Source organism: Alishewanella jeotgali KCTC 22429 (assembly GCF_000245735.1).
GTDB lineage: Bacteria > Pseudomonadota > Gammaproteobacteria > Enterobacterales > Alteromonadaceae > Alishewanella > Alishewanella jeotgali.
This window is the reverse complement of sequence record NZ_AHTH01000010.1, coordinates 58370-82413: the sequence shown is the minus strand read 5'-3', so window position 1 is coordinate 82413 and position 24044 is coordinate 58370. Positions and strand designations below refer to the sequence as shown.

At 50.3% G+C, this 24044-nt stretch carries 30 protein-coding genes; 12 read left to right on the top strand and 18 right to left on the bottom strand.

Annotation, left to right across the window (positions count from 1 at the left end):
• Positions 1 to 47: 47 nt before the first annotated feature.
• The 7 genes from AJE_RS05190 (at position 48) to AJE_RS05160 (ending at position 5141) form a co-directional block, all read left to right on the top strand.
• A complete protein-coding gene (locus AJE_RS05190; RefSeq protein ID WP_237709310.1) occupies positions 48 to 512 on the top strand; it encodes a PilW family protein in 465 nt (154 codons plus the stop codon).
• 12 nt (positions 513 to 524) lie between these two features.
• Positions 525 to 1730 carry a PilX N-terminal domain-containing pilus assembly protein gene (locus AJE_RS05185; RefSeq protein ID WP_008949970.1) on the top strand — a complete coding sequence of 402 codons (1206 nt, stop codon included), beginning with the start codon at positions 525 to 527 and terminating at the stop codon, positions 1728 to 1730.
• An 83-nt stretch (positions 1731 to 1813) separates the two neighbouring features.
• The gene (gene pilV / locus AJE_RS05180; RefSeq protein WP_039928102.1) at positions 1814 to 2299 is read left to right on the top strand and encodes a type IV pilus modification protein PilV; all 486 of its coding nucleotides are present in this window, start codon (positions 1814 to 1816) and stop codon (positions 2297 to 2299) included.
• Positions 2300 to 2302: 3 nt separating this feature from the next.
• Positions 2303 to 3253: a PilW family protein gene (locus AJE_RS05175; RefSeq protein ID WP_008949968.1), complete on the top strand. Its 951-nt coding sequence runs from the start codon at positions 2303 to 2305 to the stop codon at positions 3251 to 3253.
• A gap of 54 nt (positions 3254 to 3307) precedes the next feature.
• Positions 3308 to 3685, top strand: a complete 378-nt coding sequence (locus tag AJE_RS05170) for a hypothetical protein (RefSeq protein WP_237709309.1) — start codon at positions 3308 to 3310, stop codon at positions 3683 to 3685.
• Entirely contained in the window at positions 3682 to 4740 is a 1059-nt protein-coding gene (locus AJE_RS05165) for a hypothetical protein (RefSeq protein ID WP_008949966.1), read from the top strand. Before AJE_RS05170 ends, AJE_RS05165 begins: the two co-directional genes overlap by 4 nt.
• On the top strand, positions 4740 to 5141 hold the full coding sequence (locus AJE_RS05160; RefSeq protein ID WP_008949965.1) for a type IV pilin protein: 402 nt from the start codon (positions 4740 to 4742) through the stop codon (positions 5139 to 5141). Before AJE_RS05165 ends, AJE_RS05160 begins: the two co-directional genes overlap by 1 nt.
• Positions 5142 to 5154: 13 nt before the next feature.
• Here AJE_RS05160 and AJE_RS05155 read toward each other — a convergent pair whose 3' ends face one another.
• Together AJE_RS05155 and nadE are read right to left on the bottom strand one after the other, a co-directional pair.
• A complete protein-coding gene (locus AJE_RS05155; protein WP_039928097.1) occupies positions 5155 to 5646 on the bottom strand; it encodes a GspH/FimT family pseudopilin in 492 nt (163 codons plus the stop codon).
• A gap of 147 nt (positions 5647 to 5793) precedes the next feature.
• Positions 5794 to 6627, bottom strand: a complete 834-nt coding sequence (gene nadE / locus AJE_RS05150) for an ammonia-dependent NAD(+) synthetase (RefSeq protein ID WP_008608862.1) — start codon at positions 6625 to 6627, stop codon at positions 5794 to 5796.
• Between the two features lie 138 nt (positions 6628 to 6765).
• Between nadE and glnB the strand changes: the two genes are divergently transcribed.
• Positions 6766 to 7104 carry a nitrogen regulatory protein P-II gene (gene glnB, locus AJE_RS05145; protein ID WP_008949963.1) on the top strand — a complete coding sequence of 113 codons (339 nt, stop codon included), beginning with the start codon at positions 6766 to 6768 and terminating at the stop codon, positions 7102 to 7104.
• 28 nt (positions 7105 to 7132) lie between these two features.
• Here glnB and AJE_RS05140 read toward each other — a convergent pair whose 3' ends face one another.
• Genes AJE_RS05140 through AJE_RS05130 form a run of 3 tightly spaced genes read right to left on the bottom strand, consistent with a single transcriptional unit; the run spans position 7133 to position 11510 of the window.
• The gene (locus AJE_RS05140) at positions 7133 to 8671 is read right to left on the bottom strand and encodes an FAD-binding domain-containing protein (protein ID WP_237709308.1); all 1539 of its coding nucleotides are present in this window, start codon (positions 8669 to 8671) and stop codon (positions 7133 to 7135) included.
• Positions 8644 to 9984, bottom strand: a complete 1341-nt coding sequence (locus AJE_RS05135) for a DASH family cryptochrome (protein ID WP_008949961.1) — start codon at positions 9982 to 9984, stop codon at positions 8644 to 8646. The genes AJE_RS05140 and AJE_RS05135 overlap by 28 nt, the downstream gene beginning before the upstream one ends.
• On the bottom strand, positions 9981 to 11510 hold the full coding sequence (locus AJE_RS05130; protein WP_008949960.1) for a cryptochrome/photolyase family protein: 1530 nt from the start codon (positions 11508 to 11510) through the stop codon (positions 9981 to 9983). The genes AJE_RS05135 and AJE_RS05130 overlap by 4 nt, the downstream gene beginning before the upstream one ends.
• Before the next feature lie 124 nt (positions 11511 to 11634).
• Between AJE_RS05130 and AJE_RS05125 the strand changes: the two genes are divergently transcribed.
• Entirely contained in the window at positions 11635 to 12261 is a 627-nt protein-coding gene (locus AJE_RS05125; RefSeq protein WP_008949959.1) for a ZrgA family zinc uptake protein, read from the top strand.
• A 116-nt stretch (positions 12262 to 12377) separates the two neighbouring features.
• Here AJE_RS05125 and AJE_RS05120 read toward each other — a convergent pair whose 3' ends face one another.
• Positions 12378 to 12923 (bottom strand): DUF3299 domain-containing protein, encoded by a 546-nt coding sequence (locus tag AJE_RS05120; RefSeq protein ID WP_008608847.1) that lies wholly within the window; start codon positions 12921 to 12923, stop codon positions 12378 to 12380.
• A gap of 98 nt (positions 12924 to 13021) precedes the next feature.
• Between AJE_RS05120 and AJE_RS05115 the strand changes: the two genes are divergently transcribed.
• From AJE_RS05115 to AJE_RS05105, 3 genes are read left to right on the top strand one after another with little or no spacing between them, the layout of a single operon-like run.
• Positions 13022 to 13714, top strand: coding sequence for an ABC transporter ATP-binding protein (locus tag AJE_RS05115; RefSeq protein WP_039928118.1), 693 nt, complete (start codon positions 13022 to 13024; stop codon positions 13712 to 13714).
• On the top strand, positions 13708 to 14964 hold the full coding sequence (locus tag AJE_RS05110) for an ABC transporter permease (protein WP_008949957.1): 1257 nt from the start codon (positions 13708 to 13710) through the stop codon (positions 14962 to 14964). Before AJE_RS05115 ends, AJE_RS05110 begins: the two co-directional genes overlap by 7 nt.
• 9 nt (positions 14965 to 14973) lie before the next feature.
• Positions 14974 to 15474, top strand: coding sequence for a DUF1543 domain-containing protein (locus tag AJE_RS05105; RefSeq protein WP_008949956.1), 501 nt, complete (start codon positions 14974 to 14976; stop codon positions 15472 to 15474).
• On the opposite strand, the gene AJE_RS05100 is transcribed toward AJE_RS05105, so the two are convergent.
• The 12 genes from AJE_RS05100 to AJE_RS18985 form a co-directional block, all read right to left on the bottom strand.
• Entirely contained in the window at positions 15389 to 16444 is a 1056-nt protein-coding gene (locus AJE_RS05100; RefSeq protein WP_008949955.1) for a metal-dependent hydrolase, read from the bottom strand. The two genes, AJE_RS05105 and AJE_RS05100, sit on opposite strands and share 86 nt — an antisense overlap.
• A 20-nt stretch (positions 16445 to 16464) precedes the next feature.
• Positions 16465 to 17250 (bottom strand): PEP-CTERM/exosortase system-associated acyltransferase, encoded by a 786-nt coding sequence (locus tag AJE_RS05095; protein ID WP_008949954.1) that lies wholly within the window; start codon positions 17248 to 17250, stop codon positions 16465 to 16467.
• A gap of 279 nt (positions 17251 to 17529) precedes the next feature.
• Positions 17530 to 17931: a type II toxin-antitoxin system tRNA(fMet)-specific endonuclease VapC gene (vapC, locus tag AJE_RS05085; RefSeq protein ID WP_008949952.1), complete on the bottom strand. Its 402-nt coding sequence runs from the start codon at positions 17929 to 17931 to the stop codon at positions 17530 to 17532.
• Entirely contained in the window at positions 17931 to 18164 is a 234-nt protein-coding gene (gene vapB, locus AJE_RS05080) for a type II toxin-antitoxin system VapB family antitoxin (protein ID WP_008949951.1), read from the bottom strand. Before vapB ends, vapC begins: the two co-directional genes overlap by 1 nt.
• Before the next feature lie 1428 nt (positions 18165 to 19592).
• Positions 19593 to 19877 carry a hypothetical protein gene (locus AJE_RS05070; protein WP_008949950.1) on the bottom strand — a complete coding sequence of 95 codons (285 nt, stop codon included), beginning with the start codon at positions 19875 to 19877 and terminating at the stop codon, positions 19593 to 19595.
• 13 nt (positions 19878 to 19890) lie between these two features.
• A complete protein-coding gene (locus tag AJE_RS05065; RefSeq protein WP_008949949.1) occupies positions 19891 to 21243 on the bottom strand; it encodes a replicative DNA helicase in 1353 nt (450 codons plus the stop codon).
• Complete coding sequence (locus tag AJE_RS17930; protein ID WP_008949948.1) at positions 21227 to 22030, bottom strand: hypothetical protein; 804 nt, start codon at positions 22028 to 22030, stop codon at positions 21227 to 21229. Before AJE_RS17930 ends, AJE_RS05065 begins: the two co-directional genes overlap by 17 nt.
• 9 nt (positions 22031 to 22039) lie before the next feature.
• Positions 22040 to 22474 (bottom strand): hypothetical protein, encoded by a 435-nt coding sequence (locus AJE_RS05055; RefSeq protein ID WP_008949947.1) that lies wholly within the window; start codon positions 22472 to 22474, stop codon positions 22040 to 22042.
• Positions 22475 to 22482: 8 nt separating this feature from the next.
• Entirely contained in the window at positions 22483 to 22692 is a 210-nt protein-coding gene (locus AJE_RS05050) for a helix-turn-helix transcriptional regulator (protein ID WP_008949946.1), read from the bottom strand.
• 114 nt (positions 22693 to 22806) lie between these two features.
• A complete protein-coding gene (locus AJE_RS05045; RefSeq protein WP_008949945.1) occupies positions 22807 to 23649 on the bottom strand; it encodes a hypothetical protein in 843 nt (280 codons plus the stop codon).
• A 12-nt stretch (positions 23650 to 23661) separates the two neighbouring features.
• A complete protein-coding gene (locus tag AJE_RS05040) occupies positions 23662 to 23844 on the bottom strand; it encodes a hypothetical protein (RefSeq protein WP_008949944.1) in 183 nt (60 codons plus the stop codon).
• 13 nt (positions 23845 to 23857) lie between these two features.
• Entirely contained in the window at positions 23858 to 24043 is a 186-nt protein-coding gene (locus AJE_RS18985; protein WP_008949943.1) for a helix-turn-helix transcriptional regulator, read from the bottom strand.
• Position 24044: the final 1 nt, after the last annotated feature.

Below are 24044 nucleotides of genomic sequence, written 5' to 3'. Positions count from 1 at the left end.
TATCAAGCACCGAAAAGTATACGAACCGATGGCAGCAAGGTATTACCTTGGTTGAACTGCTTATAGCTCTTACATTGGGCATCGTTGTATTGGGTGGAGGTATTCAGATCTTTATTAGCGGGCAGCAAGCATACAACGAAGCTCAGCGTTTTAACCGCTTACAAAGCGATCTCAGTTTAATTAGTGATTTTTTGGCCAGCGATATTAGAGCTGGCAATATTGTTGGAACCGCTCCTACTCTCATTCTGATTGGACCCGAAGGTACAACAGAATATCGTCTCGAAGCGAACAACACCTTAGTTAGGCAGGTCGGTTTAGCAACACCAGAGATTTTGTCGCAAAACATTAGTGGTTTTAATACCAGTTGTCTATCGGTAGGTGGAAATGATTGTCCCACGGCTATAGGTGTTTCAGTACAGCTATCCATGAGGGCAACAAATACTAATTTGGTGACAGTAAATTTCCGAGTAGGGGTTCGAAATAATATCTTAACGAGAAAGTTCGGTAGTTAAGATGAGGGCAAAATGATGAAAAATTACCAAAATGGCTCAGTGCTTATCGTAAGTTTATTGTTACTGTTAATTATCACTATTGTTGGCATTGCCGGTGTTGGTAATTCGATGCTTGGTGAGCGATTGGCGGGAAATCAAAAGCAAATTTCTGAGGCAATGATGAAGGCCGAAAGTGGCTTAGTCGCTTCACGAAACTTTTTTATGGTCCCGACCAACCTTGCGAAGTGGCCGGCCTCGAATGCGACATGGGGAGCAGAAAAGGTTAAGCAAGAAGGTTTAAAAGATGCTATTTCAAGTGGACTGCATTGGTATATAGAAAGCATTGATTTTGTTGGAAATAGAGCGCTAATTGTAAGTTGTGGAGCTCATAACGATTCCGGGGTAAAACGGTGCATTCAAAGCATTATGCAGAGAGGTTCTGGTGAGGGGAATCTTGCAGCGATGAACATCATTGGAACCATAAAAAATATGACAGCCGCCAGTAGCTCCCAGTTTCAAATTGTGGGCGAACAAATAGCCGGCTCTGTAGTTGCTCCTGCTGTTGCGACTAACACTCAAGGTAATGTGCAGAAGATTTTAGACTCGACCAAGGACAGCCGGGAGGCAAATTATGTCGGAGGGGTGAAACAAGTTGAGTTTAGCGGACCATTTGGTGATGCAAACGATATGCGTAAATTTATCGATACTGTTAAAGCAGAATGTGCGGTAACTAGTAATTGCTTATATGAAAACAGTATTAATAATAAATCTTTCCCAACGTCATTACCAAGAATCTACATTTTGAACTGTCCGTCAAGTTGTGAATTAGCAGGCAATACAACAGGTACAGGGATTTTGATTGTTGAAGGCAACGTAATATTTAGTGGGCAAGCTACTTTTGATGGCTTAATTATTGTTACCGGAAGTCAGGTTAGACTGAATGGTTTAGGTAACAATGGATTACGAGGTACCTTGGTCGTTGCTCATATGGTGAAGAATGTCGTTTCAGGCCAGCCTGATAATTGGACCTTTGGCTCGGCTGAGGCAACTATCGATCTGGATTTAAAAGGCGGTGGTAACGCGAAGATTGAATTCAATCGACAATTAGTTGCCCAAGGCCGAGCACTACTAGGTACCGCTGCGAAGGAGCTTTGGAGTTTTACGGATACTAATAGTGGAACAGGAAGTAGTGGCTCAACATCAATTCGGGTAACCAGTTGGACTGAAGTAACCAAGTGAGTTTAATTTTAAGTAAATTTTTTTTGACTTTTCTGGTGCGTGATCTATGGTTATTGTCCCAAGACTAATTAACCGAGGTCGTTATGACTCGCCAGCGAGGTGCGACATTAGTTGAAGTGCTGATCACATTGCTTATCTTGAAGGTAGGCTTACTTGGCGTGCTTGCTGCGCAATTGCAAGCACTCCGTTTGGTGACAGAAGCGACTCAACGCACCTCGGTAGTAGCATTATCTCGTGATATTCTGCAACAACTCTCGACACTGGATGGTGTTTCGCCAACAGTTTCAGTTACCGCTGATAGTGCTCTGGCGATGGTGCCGTGCACTACTTCTTCGCCCTGTACTGAATCAGACTTCACTCAATTTCTTATTGCTCGCTGGCAGCAAGACTGGCTGAATGATAACGGTTACGGGTTATTGTTCCAACCGGCTTTTTGCTTAAACAAACAGCATGGTTCTATGCAGCTTGAAGCCAGCTGGCAAGGGCGTACTACCCTGGCTACACAAGCGACGAAAGGTTGCCGCACAGGGCCTGATCGAAACGTGTTAAGGCTTGGCAGCCAGGAGTAAGCGATGCAAAGGCAAGGAGGCTTAACACTAACAGAATTAATGATAGCAACCGCTTTAGGGTTGATGTTGCTCGTTTTAATGCTGACAGCTTTTAATACCTTGAGTGCTTCTTCAACCCAAAGTCGTCAATTAGCTTTCTTACAGCAAAATGGCCAGTTAGCCCTTAATCTACTGTATAACGAACTCCAAAATGGCGGCTTTCTGGCTGGCAAAACACTGGCTCAAATGCAAGATGCGATATCGGAAATTGCCTCTCCTGCAGGTGATTGCCTGGAGTCAGGTCTGGATAGTGGTAGTTTCCCTGTTGTTGGACAGCCATTTATCAATCTGTACGCAGGGCTGGGGCAAGGTGGTAGGCAGCTGAATTGTCTGAATGATGTCGCTAAAGAAACTGAATTTATCCAGATAAAGCGAGCATTAGGAGCGTCAGTCGCAGCTGCAGAGATGCGTTCCAATCGATTTTATCTTACTGCCGACTTGCCGCAGGCCTATTTTTTGAACCGGGATAGCAATTTACATACGGATAATCTTATTTATCCCTACCAACATTTGGTGCTGTATATCCAAATGCAGCGTCAGGCTGATAGTGATGTGCCGGTATTGATGCGCAAAAGACTGATCCGAACTGCTTCAGGCCAGGCCAGTATTAGCACCGACTCGATACTTGATGGGGTTGAACGTTTACATTTCGAGTTTCTAATTGATACCGATCTGGATGGTAAGTCCGATGCTCTGCTGCCAACAGCGCAAATGCAAGATGCACACTGGTTGCAGCAACAGTATCGAATTACCGGGATCCGTTTTTACGTATTGCTAAGAACTTTGGAACCGGATCGGCGTTATCGTAATAACCAAAACTATCAAATGGGGGAGAGTCGTTTTGTTGCCCCTGGTGATCATTATCGCCGCTTGTTACTAAGTGGAGCTGTACAATTTGCCGTTGCTGAAGGTTAGAGTTAAGGAGCTTTTTTAACATTAATTTATTGTAACTGAAACATCGGAGGAGCTATGAGAGAGCGAGGATTGGTTTTGCTCAGTGCGCTGTTGTTTTTAGTCGTAATGTTATTAGTTGTCGCAAGTAATCTATTGCTGAGTCAGCTCAGCTACAAGTCGGCGCAGATCGCCCAACAGCAATTGCAGCAGGAGTTGCGAGCGTTGGAGCAGCATTTGCAGCAATTAAAAACCTTAGATGCTAATGAAATCAAGGAGAGTAGCTTTGTTCTGCCCTCATGCCCTGGCGTCTATGCCGCCTGGTCTGATGCTGCGCTGCAGTGTGAATTGCTAGTCTTGGAAACGAGCGAGCAGAGTCAGCAGCCACCATCAATCACCCGCTATAACACTCTGCTAATGCGTAAGCGTTTGCGGTTACAGGAGGTGGGGCCATGAAGTTCGTACTTGGCTGCTTGTTATTGTTTGTTGCACAGGTACAGGCATTTTGTCCTTTATCTCAGGCTGAACCGGTAAAGGTTAGGATCCATCATCAGCAACAAGTGACTTATGCCAGCGTAAACTTAGTGACAGCGGACGATGCTAAGCAGCGGCTAGAGCTGGTAAAAGAGCACGGTCCGCTCCTTACCAGCTTCGATTTATCGGATATAGCGGCAGATATTCGAGTATTAGCTAAGCCCTTGGCGGAAGACTGGAACCTAGACGGCATAGCAGACCATTTATGGCTACTAGGCATCGATGGTCGGCTATGGCGGCTATCTATCAGTGACGGGTTGTTTGGCATCCCACGGTTAATGGCCGACTTATCTGATTCTGGCTTGTTCTTTGGTAGCACCATTGCGCTAATTCGTGCTCGCCTGCCAAGGCATCTGGCTCCAGCGTCTTGGCGTAGCGTTGACCACCATCAACTGTTACTGGTAGGTACTGAGCCACTATCCGGTAAGGATGTACTCTTTAATTTGCGTTTTGATGCGCTTTTGAAGTTACAGTATCTGCTGAATAGTCAGCATCTGCTCGACAGAACCTTACTCAGTGAGCCGGAGCTTAAACAGCAGTTCTCGGCGGCTGATTGGCGGACAATATTAAGTGCCGCCGGTTGGAAGGTGTCGCTACCGGGCAGAATTAGTAGCATGCCAAAGGTTATCGCCGGTGTGATTTACGCGCCCGTTGTTACCAGCGAGGGATTTGGTATTTGTCACGCGAATCAGACGGAGCAATTACTTTTCGCGTTTCAATTATATACTGCTACTCAGGTATACCGACAGCGGAGTTGGAAAATCCCAGTGTTGGATAATGCTGTGCTAAAGATACGCGAACAGCCAGATAAAACACTGGCGCTGGTGTTACAGGATGAGACGCACTATATCTCTTTGCTGGATGGGCTGCTAAAAATCAGTCATGAATGCCATCAATGCACTGCGCCCCTGACTCTGGACAGATTTCCGCTTTGGCAGCGCCTGGCTACCTACCGTGATGAGAGGGGGGCATTCTGATGTTTACCCGGGGCTTTAGTTTGTTAGAGATGTTAGTGGTATTAGCGATCTTAGGCATTTTAATACAGCTGAGCTACCCGTCATATCAACAGTTTGTTTTGCGTAGTTACCGTGCTGAGGCAGTCACCACCTTGTTAGAACTAGCCAATCGTCAGGAGCAAAGATTATTAGACACGGGGCGTTACTCCGACCAGCTGGCCGATTTGGGGGTGTCCTCCGCTGACACAAGTTCAGGACGTTATCGAATTCAGCTCGTTATAGATTCAGATGGTACGGCTTTTCAGATAATTCTTACAGCTCAGGGGGCACAACAACACGATAGTGCTTGTCAGCAATTTTCGATAAATCACCTGGGACAACGCAACCATGGTGTGTCGGCGGCACTAAGTTGTTGGGACTAAATTAGTATGCTGCTCAACAAGCGTATGGCAACCGTTGCAGCCTATTGCGCCCGGCTTGATTCATCACAATACGATAATGCCAGTTAAACCGTCCTGGTGGACAATAATGAAAAGTCCCATTCTCCAGCGCGTCCAGACTGCCGTCACGGCGAAACTGCAGTTGTTGGCGGTTGTAACTTAACTGATGTCCTGATGGCAACAGCGGAAGCTCTCGCAACAATATCGCTTGGTTGGTCAGGGGGTTTAATAAACTCAGCAGTAATGGATCTTTTTGCCACTGACCTTGGCATAAGTCTATCTGCCCCGGACAAAGCCTTACTGGCTGTTGACTGCTGCTGGCTTGTACCCGAGCATAGTTAAGGTGTCGCTGGAATTGTTGCACATAACTTTCAGCCCTTTGTTTATGGATAAACTCATCCATAGCTGGCGCACCTAATGTTAACAAAATCAGTAGCACGGCTATACATATGAGTATTTCTAATAAGGTGAGTCCATCTTGGCGCATGGTCGCACTCCGACTTTTACACATAGCTAGCAGGAAGTGTAGTCAGGGTACTGCGTTTGTGAAATAAATGTTATTTATATTGGTTTGGATTATTATGCTAAAACGCCCTAAAGCGGAAATGCTATCCGCTTTAGGGGATGTGCGCTGTTACAAAGGGTCGTATACCGTTGGGATCGGTTGGCGCTTATGTTGGGTTTTTTGATAGATCTGCACTAAACGTGCGCTGACCGCCGCATCCACGGCCTTACCTTCCAAAAAGTCATCAATTTGCTGGTAAGTAAGTCCCAAAGCCGCTTCATCGGCCTTTTGCGGCGCCATACATTCCAGATCGGCTGTCGGTGTTTTTTCTACCAGTAGTTCCGGCGCGCCCAGATGCCGTGCCAAGGCCCGTACCTGACGTTTACTTAAGCCAAACAGCGGTGCTAAATCACAGGCACCATCGCCCCATTTGGTATAAAAACCAGTAATATTCTCGGCCGAATGATCGGTACCCAGCACTAAACCGCCTTGCAGCGCCGCAATATGATACTGCGCCAGCATCCGGCAGCGAGCTTTAACATTGCCTTTGGCAAAATCCTGCTGCGCTTCGCCCGGTAACGGCAGGCTCTCAATACCCAGTAAGGTGCTCTGATGCAGCGCATCGGCTGCCGCCTTTATATTGACCGTCACACTAAGACTGGGTTGGATAAAACGCAGCGCCAGCTGCGCTTCTTCTTCATCTTTTTGCACACCGTACGGCAGCCGTACCGCGATAAACTGATAGCCACCACTCTGTTCGCGGTTTAATTCATCCACCGCTAACTGGGCCAGCCGGCCACAAGTAGTGGAGTCAACACCGCCACTGATGCCAAGTACCAGAGTTTTTAAGCCGGCACTTTGCAGCCTCGCTTTAATAAAGTCGACCCGGCGGCGGATCTCAAATTCGACATCGATCTGCGGCAGCACCCGCATTTCCCGGATAATTGCTTGTTCTATGCTCATAGTGGCCTCGCTGTTGGTTATAGATATCTTAACGGATTTATTGCTGAAAGGATCAACAAAATGCGCTCTGACAGCTGAAGCCTACCGCCTGTTGTATTATACTGCGTCCACCATCTAAGCAGAGCGATGAGTTCTACCATGAAAAAAATTGAAGCCATTATCAAACCCTTTAAGCTCGATGACGTGCGCGAAGCGCTGGCCGACCTGAATATTACCGGCATGACGGTAACTGAAGTTAAAGGCTTTGGCCGGCAGAAAGGCCACACTGAGTTATACCGCGGCGCTGAATATATGGTGGATTTTTTGCCTAAGGTGAAGCTGGAAATCGTAGTCACTGATGAGCAGGTAGAACGTTGTGTCGAAGCCATTATGACCACAGCGCAAACCGGCCGCATTGGTGATGGTAAGATCTTCGTGTTTGATGTGGAGCGGGTGATCCGTATTCGTACCGGTGAGGAAGACGAAGAGGCTATCTAAGCTGCTCCCGTCAGCTTAAGCCAAGGTGTTAGTCGAATAACCCGAGCTGGCTGCTCTGCTTTACTGAGCGCCGCTCTGCTGGCCGATTCCGGCTGGCATGGCGCTGAAATACCTGACGCTTTTCCAGTTCAAACTGCCCGCGTTGCTGCGCCAGCCACTGACTGAGTTTCGCTCTGGCTGCGCTTACGGCCTGGCCGGCCGCGACCACCGGTGCCGGATAATCGCGGCCTATCACACAACCGTATTGCTGTTGCAGCGAGCTGCTCATCAACCAGGGCTGATGCAGCCAGCTGTCCGGCACCCGGCGTAGTTCCGGCAGCCATTGCCGGATAAACTCGCCTTTGGGATCTTTTTGCATACTTTGCTTTACCGGGTTATACATACGGTCGGGGTTGATCCCGGTCGTGCCGGCTTGCATCTGTATTTGCGGATAGTGGATGCCCGGCTCGTAGTCGACAAAGCATTGTGTCAGATGTAGTGCCAGCGGCCGCCAGTGCAGCCACAAATGATAACTGGCAAAGGCCACCAACATGGCGCGGCCGCGAAAGTGCAGCCAACCGGTATGTAGCAGAGAGCGCATGGCAGCGTCAATCAGCGGATAGCCGGTCTGACCGCTGGCCCAGGCTTGATACAGCGTCGCATCAAAGGCGTCCTCGCGTAAGCCATCAAAGCCGCGATGCATATTACGCATTTCCACTTCCGGTTCATCTTCCAGCTTCTGTATAAAGTGGCAATGCCAGCGCAGCCGGCTGTAAAACGCCTGCAGCCCGCGTTTTTGCTGCGTGGAATCGCTGGCCTTACGTTGTTGCTCGGTAAGCTGCTGCAGTTGACGGATACTAAGCTGGCCATAAGCCAGAAAGGGGCTGAGGCGGGAGCAGCTGTTTACTGCGCGCGCCGCAAAAGAAATGCCGCCATGATAGTGCTGGCTGCGTTGGTGTAGAAAGCTATCCAGCGTTTGTTGCAGCTGCCAGCCATGCTGCCGCTGCTGACACGCCGGCAAATCGCGGCTACGTTGCGGTACCGGCAGCGGCGCCAGCCAGTTCGCGGCGCAAATAAAAGGTAGCCTGGCCGGGCAGGGGTACAGCGGTTGGCTCAGCCAATGATCAGCTTGCTCGAACCAGTGATCACGGGAGCTGAGCGCGCGGATCACCGCAAACTGCGGGTATTGCTGCCAGGGTAGAGCCAGTTCTGCCAGTAAACGTGCTACTGCCAGATCACGCTGATAGCTCCATAAATTACCGGTTTCCTGGTGGCTATAGACAGCGCTGATCGGAAAGCGGGCACAGAGTTCACGTAGTACCCGGGTCGCGGCGCCATAACATACTAACAGCGGCTGCCCCAGTGCTGTCAGTTGCTGCTGCAGCTGCGTCAGAGCTTCGCTGACAAAGGCCCAGTGCCGTAACGACACGTCAGGCTGTTGCCAATAATCCGGCTCGACAATATAGACTGGTAACACGGCGCTGCCATTTTTGGCGGCATAAAACAGCGCGGCGTGGTCTTCGAGGCGCAGGTCGCGTTTAAACCACAGCAGATGCATCGCTAGAGTTCGCTTAACCAGCTGCGCCACTGCGGTAACAGGCGGGCGTGCGCGGCAGGGCGATGCGCTGCCTTACCGACGCCGCTGATGTCCGGCAGCAGCTGCCGCACAAAGGCCGCGTCCGGATCGTACCAGAGCGCCTGCTTAATCGGGTTAAATGGCCGGGCTTCACTATTACCATAGCCTGCGATATAGGCCCAGTTACCCCAGTTACTGGCCACATCATAATCGAGTAGCCGCTGCTCGAAGTAGGCAGCGCCCAGCCGCCAGTCCAGCGCCAAGTCATGCACCAGATAGCTGGCCACATTCTGCCGGCCGCGGTTACTCATTAAACCGCTCTGATTTAACAGCCGCATATTGGCATCGATAAAAGGCACGCCAGTATTACCGGCACACCAGTTGGCAAAAGCATGCTGCTGCGAGTTGTTCAGGTTGGGTTTGGTGTAATCAGCCTTACCGCTGATGCCGGTTTTGCTAAACCAGCGCGCCTGATATTTGCGCATTTGCCAGCGGAAAAACTCCCGCCACAGTAATTCAAATTTTAGCCAGTAGGTCGATTCGTTAGCTTCGATCTGCTGTTCAAATTGTTCCACCTGCTGCCAGCAGCGGCGCACCGACAAGGTTCCAAGGCTGAGCGGCGTTGAGAAAAAACTGGCGTAATGCTCACCGATGAGCGCATTGCGGCTGTCTTTGTAATGCAGAATATGCTGGCCCTGCCAGATAAAATGCTTAAGTCGCGCCAGCGCCTTAGTTTCATCCCAGCGCGCCGGAACGCTGTTGCCAAGCCATTGCTGCAGTATCACCTGCTGCGAGTAAGTAGCGGCAGCTGCCGGGCTTAACCAGTCACCAGCAGGCTGAGTCCTTTGCGGCGGCGTGACCAACAGGCTTGGCTCCAACTGTTTGCGAAATTGCGTAAAGCGATCGGGCAAGCGGCCAAGTTCTGGTCTTAGCGTAGCGCCGAGTAGGCTGTTATTATCCTGCAGTTCCAGCGCAAGCGCGGGTGTCAGAGCACGCAGCGCCTGGTATTCCTCCGGTGCCGTTGGCTCACTGGCCAGCAGTCTATCGGCCTGCAGCTGTTCTGCTAACTGTAAGAGTTCGCTGCGGGTATCGCCAAAGCGGATAATCAGGCCAATATTATGCTGTGCCAGGGCCTCAGTGAGCGCCTGAACGGCTTGCAGCTGGGTTTTCAGGCGCCACAGGTTGCAGCGATAGAGGCCATACTGGCGGCCAAAGCACTGCTGCTGCTCAAGCACCACAACGGCAGCGGCAGGCCCCGCTGGCGCCTTGAGCAGTGGGTTGTCATCCAGCCGTAAGCTGCTATTTAGTAGTACCAGTGTTGTCATAACTGCTCAATCTGTATTAACCACTGCGCAGCCTGAGCGCGGATCGCCTGTTGCTGCTCCGGCGTTTTGTTATGCCAGTTTTTATAAGCCAGCTGCATCCGTGCATTCTGACCTAATTGCGACTCGTTGCGGGCCAGAAAATCCCAATATAGGGCGTTAAAAGGGCAGGCTTTGGCACCTGTCACCTCTTTCACCTGGTAGTGGCAATGTTTGCAATAGTTGCTCATTCGGTTGATATAGGCTCCGCTGGCGGCATAGGGTTTTGACGCCAGAATGCCGCCATCGGCAAATAACGCCATTCCCAGCGTATTGGGCAGCTCAACCCACTCGTAGGCATCGACATAAACCGCCAGATACCAGGCCGTGACTTCATCGATGGCTAAGCCCGCCAGTAAGGCAAAGTTACCGGTAACCATTAAGCGTTGAATATGATGCGCATAGCCATGTTGCAGGGTTTGACTGATCGCCTGCTGCATACAGCGCATCTTAGTTCCGGCATGCCAGTAAAACCCGGGCAAAGGTGTATGCGCCTGCAGGAAATTATGGCGGCTGTAGTCTGGCATCATTAACCAATACAGCCCGCGGACATATTCGCGCCAGCCAATGAGCTGCCGGATAAAGCCTTCGGCGGCATTCAGGCTGACGCTTTGCTCGCGCCAGGCGGTTTCGACTTTCTGGCACATCCAGCGTACATCCAGTAAACCTGCATTCAGGTACATCGAACAGATGCTGTGAAACAAGAATGGCTGCTCCAGCAGCATTGCGTCCTGATAATCGCCAAAGTTGGCCAGTTGCTGATCAACAAAATGCAAGAACGCCTGCCGGGCGGCTTTACCAGTGACGGCATAGTGAAATTCGCCGACGCTGCCAGGATGGTCGGCAAACTCGGTTTCAACCAGCGCCATCACCTGCCGGGTAATGTCATCGGGGCTAAACTGCAATGGCGGAACTTGCTTTAGATCCGGAGGGCAGGCTTTGCGATTGTCTTTATCATAGTTCCATTGGCCACCGACAGGTTGTTGCTTCGCATCCATCAGTAAGCCGGTATAGCGCCGCATCTGGCGGTAAAAAAACTCCATCCGCAGCTGCTGGCGATCAGTGGCCCACTGTGCAAACATCGCCGTTGAACAGATAAAGCGGTCATCTTCCAGCACGTGCAGCGGCAGATTAAAACGTTCGCGCCAGCTCAGTATCTCCTGTTGCAACCGGTATTCGCCGCACTCGGTGATGACAATGTCACTGAACTCTTGCTGCTGCAAGGCATAGGCCACGGCATCGGTCATACTGTGAATACCCGGCTGTGCGCCATATTCCAGATAACAAAGCGCAAAGCCCTGTTGCCGTAAGGTTGCGGCAAAATGACGCATTGCGCTAAACAGTAAAATGATTTTGTGCTTATGATGTTTCACGTAACGGGCTTCGGTTTTCACTTCTGCCATCAGAATCAGGTCGTCAGGACCTGCCTGACGCAGGCTGGCAAGGGCCGGGCTTAATTGATCGCCCAGAATAATAATCAGTTTGCGCATAGCGGCCACAGTTAATCAGAGTTATGGCGAGTACGGGCGTGAGCCCTTTGGCGATCATTCGTTAGCGTTGCAGTCGCGTAAAAACTGAGTATGATGTGACACAATAACATTTGAGGAGAAGGCTATGTCATCAAAATTGATTGCCCTGCTGCTGCCCGCCTTACTGCTGGGCCCGGCTGCGCTGGTTCAGGCGCATCCGGCGCATCAGCACGACAAAGCGCCCAAGGCTGAACAACATAATCACGATCATGATCATAAACACGATCATGATCACAAGCATGCGCACGACCATGATCATGATGACATGACTCAATTGGGTGCCCATGTGCATGGCGCGGCGACGCTGACGCTGGTGCTGGAGGGCAATGAACTGCAACTGGCGTTGCAATCTGCCGCCTACAATATTGTCGGTTTTGAACATGCGCCAAGCAATAACGAGCAACGGCAGGAAATTGCGCTGGCGCTGGATAATCTTGCTCAGGCAACCTGGCTTACCTTAAGCCGCGACGCCCATTGCGAAGTGCAAAGCGCCGATGCTAATACTGATCTGACCGAACCGGGTTACACCGGTCATGGTGATTTTTATGCCAATATCAGTTTGCTGTGTCAAAACCCGGCGCGTTTGCAGCAGTTGGAGCTGGGTTTGTTCAGTCTGACGCCGGCACTGGAAAAGGTGGAGGTGCAGTGGGTGATTAACGGTCGCCAGGGCGCTGCTACAGCAACGCTGAATAACAACAGTATTCGATTCTAACGGCAGTTGTATCGCAAGGCGCTGGAAAAGCAGCGCCATAAAAAAGCCGGTATTGCTTAAACAGCAATCCGGCTTTTTTGTAACTGTTTTTTGTTACTAATTTTTGTTACGGGGCGTTACCAGGTATATTCTTCTACCTTATCGGCCTTGATGCTGTAAGCCGCATTGGCTAAGTCATGCGAGACACTGTCGGTGGTAATGGTGCCGCTGATCCAGAATGGCGAATAGATCATATCCGCGCGCAGATTGGACGCGCCGGTAACATAGATAATCTGGTTTGGTGGCGGTGGCGGTACGTGGATACAGGCACCAAAGTAGGGTACCAGGAAGAAACTGGTCACATTTTGTTTGTCATCAAATTCCAGCGGCACAATAAAGCCCGGGATCCGGACCTTAACGTTATTAAATTCCGGTTTTACCTTGGCTGACTGTAAAATTTGCTGCCAGGCCTGGGCAGTAGGGTCATTACCATTGTAGTTATCTTCAAACGGTGAAGGCTGACTATAGTCGTGCGTCACCTCGGGTAAGGACTGGAGTAACTTCAGGTCCTCTTCCGGCATTAAATCAGTCCATTCAATGGTTTTAACCTCGGCCGCCTGCAGGCTAAAAGCCAACATTGCGGTCAGTACCAAAGAAAACGCAACAGACAACTTGTTGAACATTGGAGTTTCGCCTCTTAATTAACGCATAATACGGCACAGAACACTGCACAGCACATTGCACTATGCTGCGCTATCATAGCATGCAGAAAGGAGACCCTGTGACCACCAAGCCGAAATTTCCTGCGATTGAACTCAAAGATCTTAAATTTTGGTACCAGCCCGGCGGCTGGCAACTGGCCATCCCAAAGTTGTCGCTAAGTAGCGGCCAGCACCTCTTTGTACGCGGTGCCTCGGGCAGTGGTAAAACCACGCTATTGAATTTGTTATGCGGTATTACCGTGCCTAACGCTGGTGAAATCTGGTTAAACGGCATGGCACTGCATCAGCTTAGTGCCTCGCGGCGCGATAAATTGCGCGCTTCGGAGATCGGGGTGGTGTTTCAGCAGCTGAACCTGATCCCCTATCTGAGTGTGCTGGATAATGTGCTGTTACGCGCTGCCTTTGCCAGGGCGCCGGCCGCAGCAATGCAGCAGCGGGCCCGCGAGCTGTTAACGGCACTGGGGCTGGGAGATAATTACTGGCAGCAAAAAGCCAGTCAGTTAAGCGTCGGCCAGCAGCAGCGGGTCGCTATTGCCCGGGCTTTACTGACCCAGCCAACCTTACTGATTGCCGATGAGCCCACCTCCGCGCTGGATGCTGATAACCGTGATGCCTTTATGCAGGTATTGCTCAGTGAAGCGGATAAAAGCGGCACTACTGTGATCTTTGTCAGCCATGACAGTCAGTTGCAGCGTTATTTTCATTATCAACTGGCGATGACAGCCCTGGAGCAAGGAGTAGTGGCATGTTAATTAAGCTCGCCCGTCTAAGTTTGTGGAACCGCCGTGGCACTGTGTTATTAACCCTGTTGTCGCTAACCATTAGTCTGGTGCTGCTACTGGGAATTGATCATATCCGTAAAGAGGCCCGCAGTAGCTTTACCAATACGGTGTCTGGTACTGATCTGATCGTCGGTGCTCGCTCTGGTCAGCTGAATTTGTTGCTGTATTCGGTATTCCGGATCGGCAATGCCACCGCGAATGTCAGCTGGGCGACCTATGAGCGGATCAGCCGGCATCCGCAAATCGCCTGGACTATCCCGTTATCGCTCGGCGATTCACACCGTGGCTACCGGGTTTTGGGCACGAATCAGGGCTATTTTGAACATTTCCGCTATGCCTCATCGCAACAACTGCAGTTCGCTGAGGGCGTGCCCTTTGCCGGTGTTTATGATGCGGTATTAGGCGCTGAGGTGGCAAAACGCCTGGGCTATGTGCTGGGACAGGAAATCGTACTGGCGCATGGTATCGGCGCTGTCAGTTTTTCCGAGCATAAAGACAAGCCCTTTACCGTCGTCGGCATCCTGGCACCAACCGGTACTCCCGTTGATCAAACGGTGCATGTTAGCCTGGAAGGCATTGAAGCTATCCATATCGACTGGCAGCAGGGCGCGCCTATGCCTGGCCGGCAGGTCAGTGCCGAGCAGGCGCTGGAAATGGATTTAACTCCGAAGGCGATTACCGCCTTTATGGTGGGGTTGAATTCACGGATGGCCACCTTTGTGGTGCAGCGGCAGATCAACGAGTTTCGCGGCGAACCTCTGACTGCCATCTTACCCGGGGTGGCACTGGCTGAACTGTGGCAGATGCTGGGTATGGTAGAGAATATGCTGCTGCTGATCACCTTATTGGTGCTGGTGGCAGCTTTAGTTGGCATGATGACCACCTTGCTGGCTTCGATGCGGGAGCGGCAACGGGAAATGGCGATTTTACGCGCAGTGGGAGCCAGCCCCTGGTATCTGTTTTGGCTGATCCAACTGGAAGTGCTGTTGCTGACCAGTGTGGCGATGCTTAGCAGTGCCGTCCTACTGCTGGCAGCGCTGTGGGGTGTGCAGGACTATCTGGCGGCGAACTATGGCCTCTTTATCAGCCTGAGCCCCTTTAGCTTACAAAGTCTGTATTGGGCTGGCGGCATTCTGGCTGCCGCTGCGCTACTGGCTTGCGTGCCGGCGCTGGTGGCTTATCGCCGCGCCCTGACTGATGGTTTAAGTATTCGTTTATAAGGACAGCTGATGCAGCTATTTTTAGTCTATTTAGGTGGCACCGCACCCGGTGCCAATATTGAACTGCACGATGTGCGTTTTGTGGTTGGTGAGACCATTGAGCAGACTTACCCTCAGCTGCGCCAGCAATGGTTTGGCGAGATTAAAGGTCTGCATCTGGACAGCTATCTGGCGCTACATAATATTGATGGCTATCAGATCCGTCTGTCGACAACGCCGGTTGAGCAGGCGGAAAAGCTGTTTTTTGTTAATTTTGGTGGCTATTACCCGGGCAAGATTGCCGAGCAGCATGATTTTATGCTCTGTGTCGCGAAGAGTGCTGCAGAGGCGAAGGCAAGGGCCAAAGCTCAGCTGTTGACCGATGCCGATAGCCCGCACAAAGATGATTTGCTGCAGCTGGACGATTGCCTGCCGTTACAGCAGGCTAGTGGCTACTATATTGAGCTGCTGCCGGGCGGTCAGGCTCAGACTCTGCGTCCGGACTGGTCAGGTTACGAGGTAATTGGTTAGCGGCACTGAGCTCACCGGTCAGAGTGCGCCACACCCAGCTTACGGTTTCGGCCAGCTGCAGTTGTCGTGGCAAGCGACTAACCGGTTGCCCCGGCTCCGCGGCCAGCACAAAACTAAAGGCATAGTTTTGTTGTTGGCCCATCCGTAAATCTGTCATGACTACTTGCTCGCCCTGTTGCTCCAGGGCGTAAAAGCCCTGACTAAAGGCGGCCAGCGTCTGCACATCCGGATGCTGCTGATAGCGCTGGTATAACTCAGGGTCCAGTACATAACGCTGAAACACGATGTCGCTGTTCTTTTCCAGCAGCGAGTAAAAGCCTTCATAGTAAGCGTCTTCGGTGACCAGCAATACCCGCCACAGTAAGGTATTCAGTGCCGTCGGTACCACCAGCACCCTGGCTTCACTGCTTACCGGCTGCTTGGCCGCAACTTGTAAGACATGCTGCTGCGCAGCAAGGCCCCAGAGTAAATAACAGCTGGAGAACACCAGCGCTGCGGTATTGGCGGCCAGGGCCCTTTTGCCGCGCCACAGCACCCAGGCCAGGCCGAGCAATAATGGCAGGGTATAAAGGGGATCGATAATAAAGATGCTACCCACCGCAAACGGATGATTACTAAAGGGCAGCGCCAGCTGAGTGCCATAGATGGTAAGGGTATCCAGCAGGGGGTGGGTAATTAGCACCAGCCAGATCGCCAGCAACCAATGACGGTATAGCGGCATTTGCCGATGAATTTTACAAATCAGCAGCGCCAGCAGCGGTGATATTAGCGTAAGATAGAACAGCGCATGGCTAAAGCCACGGTGGTACACCATATTACTCAGCGCATCACCGTAGTCGATCAAGATATCCAGATCCGGCAGCGTGCCGGCTACCGCACCCCAGAGCGCGGCTTTTTTAACTGAGCTTTTGCGGCCCACTACAGCAACGGCAACCGCCGAGCCAAGGGCAATTTGGGTTAATGAGTCCATATCAATTCTTTCTGGGTATGTTACATCTTGCTGATACCAGCAGACAGTAGTTGTGTCGACAGTACTTGTCTAAGCAATTGGTAATCGCTGCACAGGTTTTTTAACGACGACTCTAATTCGAGGTAATAGGCTGCGCGAAGCCCATTAAGTTCAATAGCTGTGCTGATTTGCTGGAATGGTAATCCGACGCGAATTAAGATCCTGGCCAGTGCGGGAGCCATTACAGCATAGGCATGCTGATAACCCTGTAAAGTTGTATGTTCCAGAGCGGCAAGATAAAGTGCTGCCGCCAGATAACGATGATGGCTCGGTGCACTGAGCGCTTGAATCGCATTACCTTCAGCTGCGTGTTGACGTCTGAATGAACTGGCTAACGCTAATCTGGAGAATTCACAGATGGTGTGAGCTGAAAACGCTGAGGGCTGAAGCGCAGATTGGGTAAACTTATTGCGAAAGTAGCGCTCCACCGGCAACCGCTCCGTAGGGTTGGTGCAGGTGATAGTGCGCATCGTACCGGCTGGTTGCTGCGATTGGCGGTGATATAACAAATAGTGTAACGATCTGAGATCATACGTATCAGATTCGATCCCAATTGGGTTTGCTGGCTCAAACGCCAATTCTTCGCAATACACCTGATGCCGCAGCCGATAAGTTTGCTGCTTTTCAGTCGGTGTATCAGCTAATTTGAGCTGAAAATCGCGCTGAAACAACAAAGCCCAGTGACCGCTCTGCTGTGGTAGCTGATCGCTGGGCACAACAGCCTGTTGCAGGCACGTGGCTGACGTGGCCTGATAATTTGAATGCATGGTGCAACCCTGACAGTAGGAAAATGCTGTTTTGGCATAAGCCGGCCGGCGTGTCCTGGGTGCGGCAATATTTCCTTTGGCAGCTATGCAACCGGCCGCTATTTTCAGGTGCGGCGTAGTACTGATGCTTACTATGCAGATTTTATCTGCAGAGATCAAACCGACAATAGCCTGTTTGGCAGCAAATTGCTGCTAAATCACGCCTGGCTAAGGGGAAAAAGGTTTGAAAATATTTAATTGAATTACTGTCGCAATGGCATCTGCAGCCAGTAACAGGGTTTATTTTAGCCAGTTAACCAGCCGCAAGCCGGCAACGCGCTCAAACTCGCGCAGATTATTAGTCACCAGCGTTAGGCTTTCACTGCGGGCATGCGCACTAATATGCAGATCATTGACGCCGATAGGGATACCAAGCTGTTCCAGCTCTGCGCGGATTTCGCCATAATGCTGAGCCGCTTTTTCACTGTAAGGTACTATCTGCAAACGCGAACAAAAATCTTCCACGGCTTGCCGGTTTTGCTCGGGCCGCGCGCTTTTTTCTACGCCGTGACAAAGCTCGGCATAGGTAATGGCGCTAATACACATTAAGCCGGCATATTGGTTAAAGGTTTGCAGCACTTCAAGCGGCCGGCGTTTAATTACATAGATGCAGATATTGGTATCCAGCATAAATTTCAGCATTAAAAGGCTTCCCGCTCCTGCTGTTGCTGTGTAGCCCGTTCAGTCATAAAGTCGTCTGTGACCGCAGGGCCTTGCAGAAAAAACGAATCCCAGCTGTTGGTAACAGGCGTTAGGATGCGGTCTTTACCGACAACACGCACCACCACCTTTTTTACATCGTCTGGAAAACGCGCTTCAACCGGCAGTCGCACCGCCTGGGTATTGTTATTTTTAAACACTGTACCCGTATCCATATTTACCTCTAGCAACTAGATAGTAGAAGTATATACCTATGGCGTCAGATACTCAAAGTATCGGCCAGTAAATCCGGCGGCGGGAGTGGCAGGCAATAAAAAAGCGGCGCTAATGCGCCGCTCTCATTTGCTGGCGTCTATTGAACTAGCGCTATATGCTTATGATATATGGCGTTTTTGTTATTTGCCTGATTTAAAGATACCCCCAAAAGTACCCCATTTTATGCGCTGTTACCCGGTAAAAATAATTTTCAACCCGGCTGGCGCTTTGTCCGGTTACAGGGTGAAATGCCGTTTTATTACCTGATCTCGATACCGTGATCCGGGTACCGGTAAGCGTTTTATCTAAGGCGGAATTCTGCCTTAGGGTGTCAAATGCAGCTGGGCGGCCCGTTTTAATTTCATTTTTCGCGGTTATAAGAAAGCGTTGAAGGGTGCGGTGTAGGCTTTGTATAGGTCCCAGGGATTAAGATCCCCCCTCCGGTACCGCTTAGGCCGGTTTTGTACAAGTTGATCAGGTTGTAACCGGCTGAATTGCTGGCGCTGGGTGCTGCTGTGGTGGATCAGATAGAAAGCTCGAAAAAAATTGTCTCGCCGCGCCTCTCCGCCCCCTCGGTGATTCAGCCCGTGGTTAGGGTCCCTGCCTGTCGCTGCATTTCTCCGGCGGCCTGTGTTCGCTTTCGCTCTGATCCGGACAAAGTAAAACTTTTAATTTCGCGTTCGCGTAAATTTGCCTAAGGGTGCGGTACAGGTGCTAAGCGCTACAGAGATTATCCCGGCCCCCTGTATATGCTGCCAGTGGTCGAGGCTAACCACACATTCGGGGCTAAGTGTTTAGATACTAAGCTAAGCCAGAATTCCTGCTTAGGTGTTGGTGCTATAGGGCGCAGCGCGGATCGTTCGCTACTGCTCGAGGGCGGCTAAGCCCTTGTAAGGGCTAAGGCGGGTTACTGCTGAGCTAAGCCCGAATTCGGGGTTAGCTATTGGTGTTGGAGGTCGCTATGTAAATCTGCACATCGGCCTATTACCTGTGAGCGTTGGACAATTCTGTCCATCGTTCGCGCTGCCGGGTGTGCGCTAGGGTGCGACAAAATGCGTCGAGCATACTTAATACTGTACTGCTAAAACTTATCAGTTATCTGATTAAAATTCCCAGCTTAGGCGGTTTGGCGTATTCCACTATCGAAGACGCCAAAATGTCCTAGTCGCCATACAATCCGCGATATGTACAGTTATTGGTTCAGGTTGATTGGTGGGAAAATTCGCGGTTTTTAGCCCGTTTTAAAATATTCCATACTGTAAAATTCTCGAATGTCCGGTACGCCTTTTCCGCTGTGGCTTTGGCGGCATATTGTTTCGTGGTCAATGCCTGCCGTCTGCACAATAATTTATAACTACCGCTTATCCGGTAGTTAAGTAGCGGCCCAATCAATGCAAACCTAGTCGGTGCTGCTGTACTATCGCCCGGGCTTGTCGTGGCTGTCTTAGCTTTACCCAATAGGGTAGGGTGGCCGGTTGGTAAACGTGCCAATCGTGGGCGGTTGGTGTGACTGTATCGTGTACCAGATAGCCGCCAATGTTGCCCCTGATGTTTTTCACGAACCGATACATAACGCGCAAGATCCCGCCCTGTGCCATTGCCAGCAAAATAAAATCATCTGGCGCCAGCTGGGGCGGTTGTTGCCCTGGTTGCAGCAATACCCATTTATTCATAGCGCCAGCCCTCTTAATACAGTTTCTTAAGTGGCTTGGCCTGTGATTCTGGCTTGGCCTCTGGTAAGCGCTTGGTATCGCTAAAACGACTCAGGTGTAGCTCTGGCTGTAAAAAGGTGCTGCCTGTTCTGCCCATTCGGTTTTTGGCGAAAATGATTTCTGTCAGGCTGTGTTCGTCTCGCTGGCCCTCATAATCTTCATCATGTAAAAAGATCACCATATCGGCATCCTGTTCAATACTTCCGCTATCCCTCAGGTTTATTAGCGTTGGTTTGCCTGTCAGGTTCCGGTTAAGTTGGCTTAAGGCAATTACAGGGCAGTTCATCAGCTTTGCTAGGTTCTTAAGGCCCGCGCTTACGTTACCAATGCGGATTGTTTGGCTTTCGCCCTCTGCTCTGATTAGCTGCAAATAATCAACTACGATTAAAGCGGGGTTGCTTCCTTGCTTTATTGCCATACGCTTAGCCCGCGCCTGTATCTGCGTTAAGTGCTGGCCGCCTTTATCGTCAATCATTAGCCGTGATTGCTGCATTAGCTCCATAGCTGTACCAATGCGGGCGCATCCCTCGTTATTATCCATAACACTAGCATTAAGTATCTTGGCTAATGGGGTGCTGCTTATGCTGGCGTAAACCTTTTGTAGTATCTGCTGCGCTGGCATTTCTAGGCTAAAGAATAAGGCCCATTTTGGCGCGTTGTTAGTGATAGCTATACGCTCAAGCATATTAAGCACAAGGGTTGTTTTACCCATCGAGGGGCGGGCGGCCACTATGACAAGATCGCCATTTCTTAAACCGCCTGTCATGTAATCCAGATTTTCAAAGCCAGTGCTTAGCCCTGTTATGTTTCCGCCTTTCTTGGTGATTTCGCCCAGGTGTTGCAATAAAGCGGCTTGGTGGTCTTTAAGGTTGGTTATCTGCTGATCTGATTCATCAGCGCCAATGCTGCCAAGCTCGCTTAGTACCAGATTGATCCGTTCTGCTGGCTCGTGGGCCTTATCATGTAAAACGGTTAGCGCTGCATTTAAGGCGCCAGCTGCCGCTCTAAGCTGGCCGTACTCTCTAACTATGTTGGCATAGGCTTTTAAGTTAGCTTGGCTGGGGGTGTTCCTGTAACACTCGCCAAGGTAGCTAATCTGATAAGCCGGTTCTCTGGTGTTGATTAGCTCAGTAACCGTTACAATATCGGCATACTGTCCCCGCGCTGAAAGCGCCTGTATAGCCCGCCAAGCTATTTGATTAGCCTTGGTGCTAAAATCCCCAGGCTTACAGGTTTCGATAGCATATAGCGCGTTCTCGCTGGCGCTATCGTGTAGCACGCCGCCAATTACTGCTTGTTCTGCTTCAAAATTAATTAATGCTTCCATTGTCGCCCTCATTTGTTTGTTCGTTTTTAAGTTGCTGCTGGTACTGCTGATCGAAGTTGCTTAGCCATTGTTCATCAGAAAGCCAAACCTCTTGATTCAGGTAGGTAGCGCAATGCTGATTGCTGCCAAGGATATTAGGATCGGCCCGTCTCATTTCCTGAAAGGCCAGGCAGACGTTTACTTGGTACCGAAGTTTGGCCTCGCTGTGTCCCTTGGTTAACCGCTGCCATGATCTTAACGCTGCTTTTTTACTGCCGATTTTCGAGGCGCCGCCGGTAAGCTGGGCATAGTTTTGCCAAAGCGTTTCAAACCATCGGATAACGCCCTGATCACCGTTATGGTGATCAATGTTTTTCTTCTTATCATTCTTATCATTCTTGTTTGTGTACCGTGAGTTGTCCGCTACCTGTACCGACAGTTGTCCCGCCTGTTGTTCTGTTCTGCCTGTTTGCTCCGCATCTTCTTGCTGATAAGTCGAGTAATTACAAATAGTTATAACGCTGGTGACAGGGGTTTTCTGTTGTACTATCATTCCCCTGTTTTCAAGCATTGCCAGATAGCGCCGGACTTTGCCCCGACTCCATTTCCAGCGCTTGGAAAACGTGATTTCTGAAAGCCCTAATTGCCCCCGCTCAAGGTTTATTTGTACTTGTCTAACCCAAAAAATGCCGGGTTTGTGGTTTGCGCTAAGGATAAGATCTGCCCAGGCTTGGCCCTTGCTGAAAGGCTCCGCCAGCCAAAGATCGTTATCCTGAATCGAGCGATATAGCTTAATCCAGCCAGACACATAGCCCCCTTAAGCCGTTCTTAGGAGCTTTTCTAACGAAGTAGCCCTTAGGCTTAGCCAGGCAATCTGAGTGGCGTTGCGCTTGGCTCGCCACTGATCGATAAGTTGCCTTGCTTTTGCCTGTTGGTGTGGGTAAACGCTATAACGGATCAGGTAGCAGCTTTCACCGTGATAGCCGGGTGCTTTCTCCCGTTCTCGGTGGATTTCTAAGCCGTGATAGTGCGCCAGCTCGCTTATAACGCTATTCAGGTGCCGGGCCTTTACCGGGAATTTTTCCGCCTCTTGGCAATTAAGGCTTTGTTCGTATAGGAGCGCCAGCAATACCCGCTCGAGCTGGGTTGCTGGTTTGGTGGTTGCCGCTTTGTGGTTGTTGCGGTTACAATCTGTATGCTTAATATTTGTACTTTGGCCGCCTTGCTGGGTGGCCTTATTTTTATCTGTCATAGCGCCCCCTATGCTGCCCGGCCAGCTAATGCCAGTCTTTCAGTTATCCAATTTTCAATATCAGACTCAAGCCAGGCAACGCGCCGCCCGCCAATGTTGATTGGCTTCGGGAATTCTCCAACTTTCATACGTTTGTAAATGCTGGCTTTGCATAGGCTTACGCGCTTGATTACTTCTGCTCGAGCTATTAGGCGTGGTTTTGTTGTTTCGGTGTTCATGCTATCCCCTTTTATTGCCCTTTGTGGACTTCGGCAATATTCGGGGATTGCTGGCGCTTAGTCTCGAAGATAAGGCGGAATATGCTCTTAACTTCGATTACGGCTTAACTTCGATTAGTTGCCGCCGTTTGGCTGTACTGATCTTGCCTTGGCAATAATATCGCGGTAAGCGTTATCCGTTATGCCGATGCTGTGGCCGCCGTCAGGGTTAGCTTTATTGGTGAGCATTAGCTCATTTATCTTGCTATGTAGTTTATGCGGGTTATTGATTAATTCCGCATTTTCGCCGGCCAGCTTAAGCGCAAGCTCTGTTAACGCATAAACAGCTTTTGAAATGCCGCCAGTCAGACGCTCAGGCCGCTGGCTTTCAATCTTGCTTCGCTCTAAGGCATCACGCTTTGAAATTTGCTCATCATCAAACCTGGTGCTAAGCGGAGCGCCACTGGTGATAGACTCGTGTAGCTTAACAAGATCTGATTTCACAACGTACAAGGCATCAAGTTTTATATCTTGGTTATGCCATAGTAAAAATTTACCCGGTAAAGGTAGCTCGTCCAGAATGCAGATCCATTCTTTTACAGGGGTATCGGTCGAATAATAAAGCCAGGTGTCCAGGTTCGTGCGGTGTAAACGGCATAAACCTGTTAACCTAACGTCAGCCGTATCGTGACCAATAATGGCCTCAAGATATTTGCCCGCCCGATAAACCGACACTGAGTCCCCCGGAATCGTTGCGTCCGGTCTTAAACCGTACTGCACAATTTCCAGAAATTCGTTTAAAGGGCTAATCTCTGCATAGCGGCCATCGGCCATCAAATACAGGTCGATAGCCCCGACATCTGCCCAATGAAGCAAATCAGACTGTTCGCACCCGAGCAAGCCGGTGGCTCTGGCTACTGTGCAATACTCAAGCGGTAACAGGGGCGGGAGTGGCCGCCCTTTGCTTTTAGCTGTCATGGTTCTACCTTTCTATTGCAACCAAGTTTCAGTAAAAACAGCGGTTCCTGGGTGTTGCGCTCGATGCTCGTTTGCTTCTTCCTCTGAACTGAAAGGGCCAGCAATTTTGCTACCGGGCTGGGTGTTATTGATCAACTGCCTTACTGTATATTCGGTTATTGTGAAATTATCTTCTTTCGCTTGCGGTGTGTTCATGTTAATTCCTTAATCAATTTTTCTGGCTAATAGCCTTTCTTTTGTTGATCCAGTTCTCTATGTCGTTACTGTCCCAAGCCACAGCCCTTGCCCCTAAACTTATAGGAGCCGGTGCTTCGTTTTGCTTAATCATCGTGTACCAGGTTGTTTTGCCTACTCTTACAATTTGTAATACTTCGGGCAATTTAAGCAGCTGCATT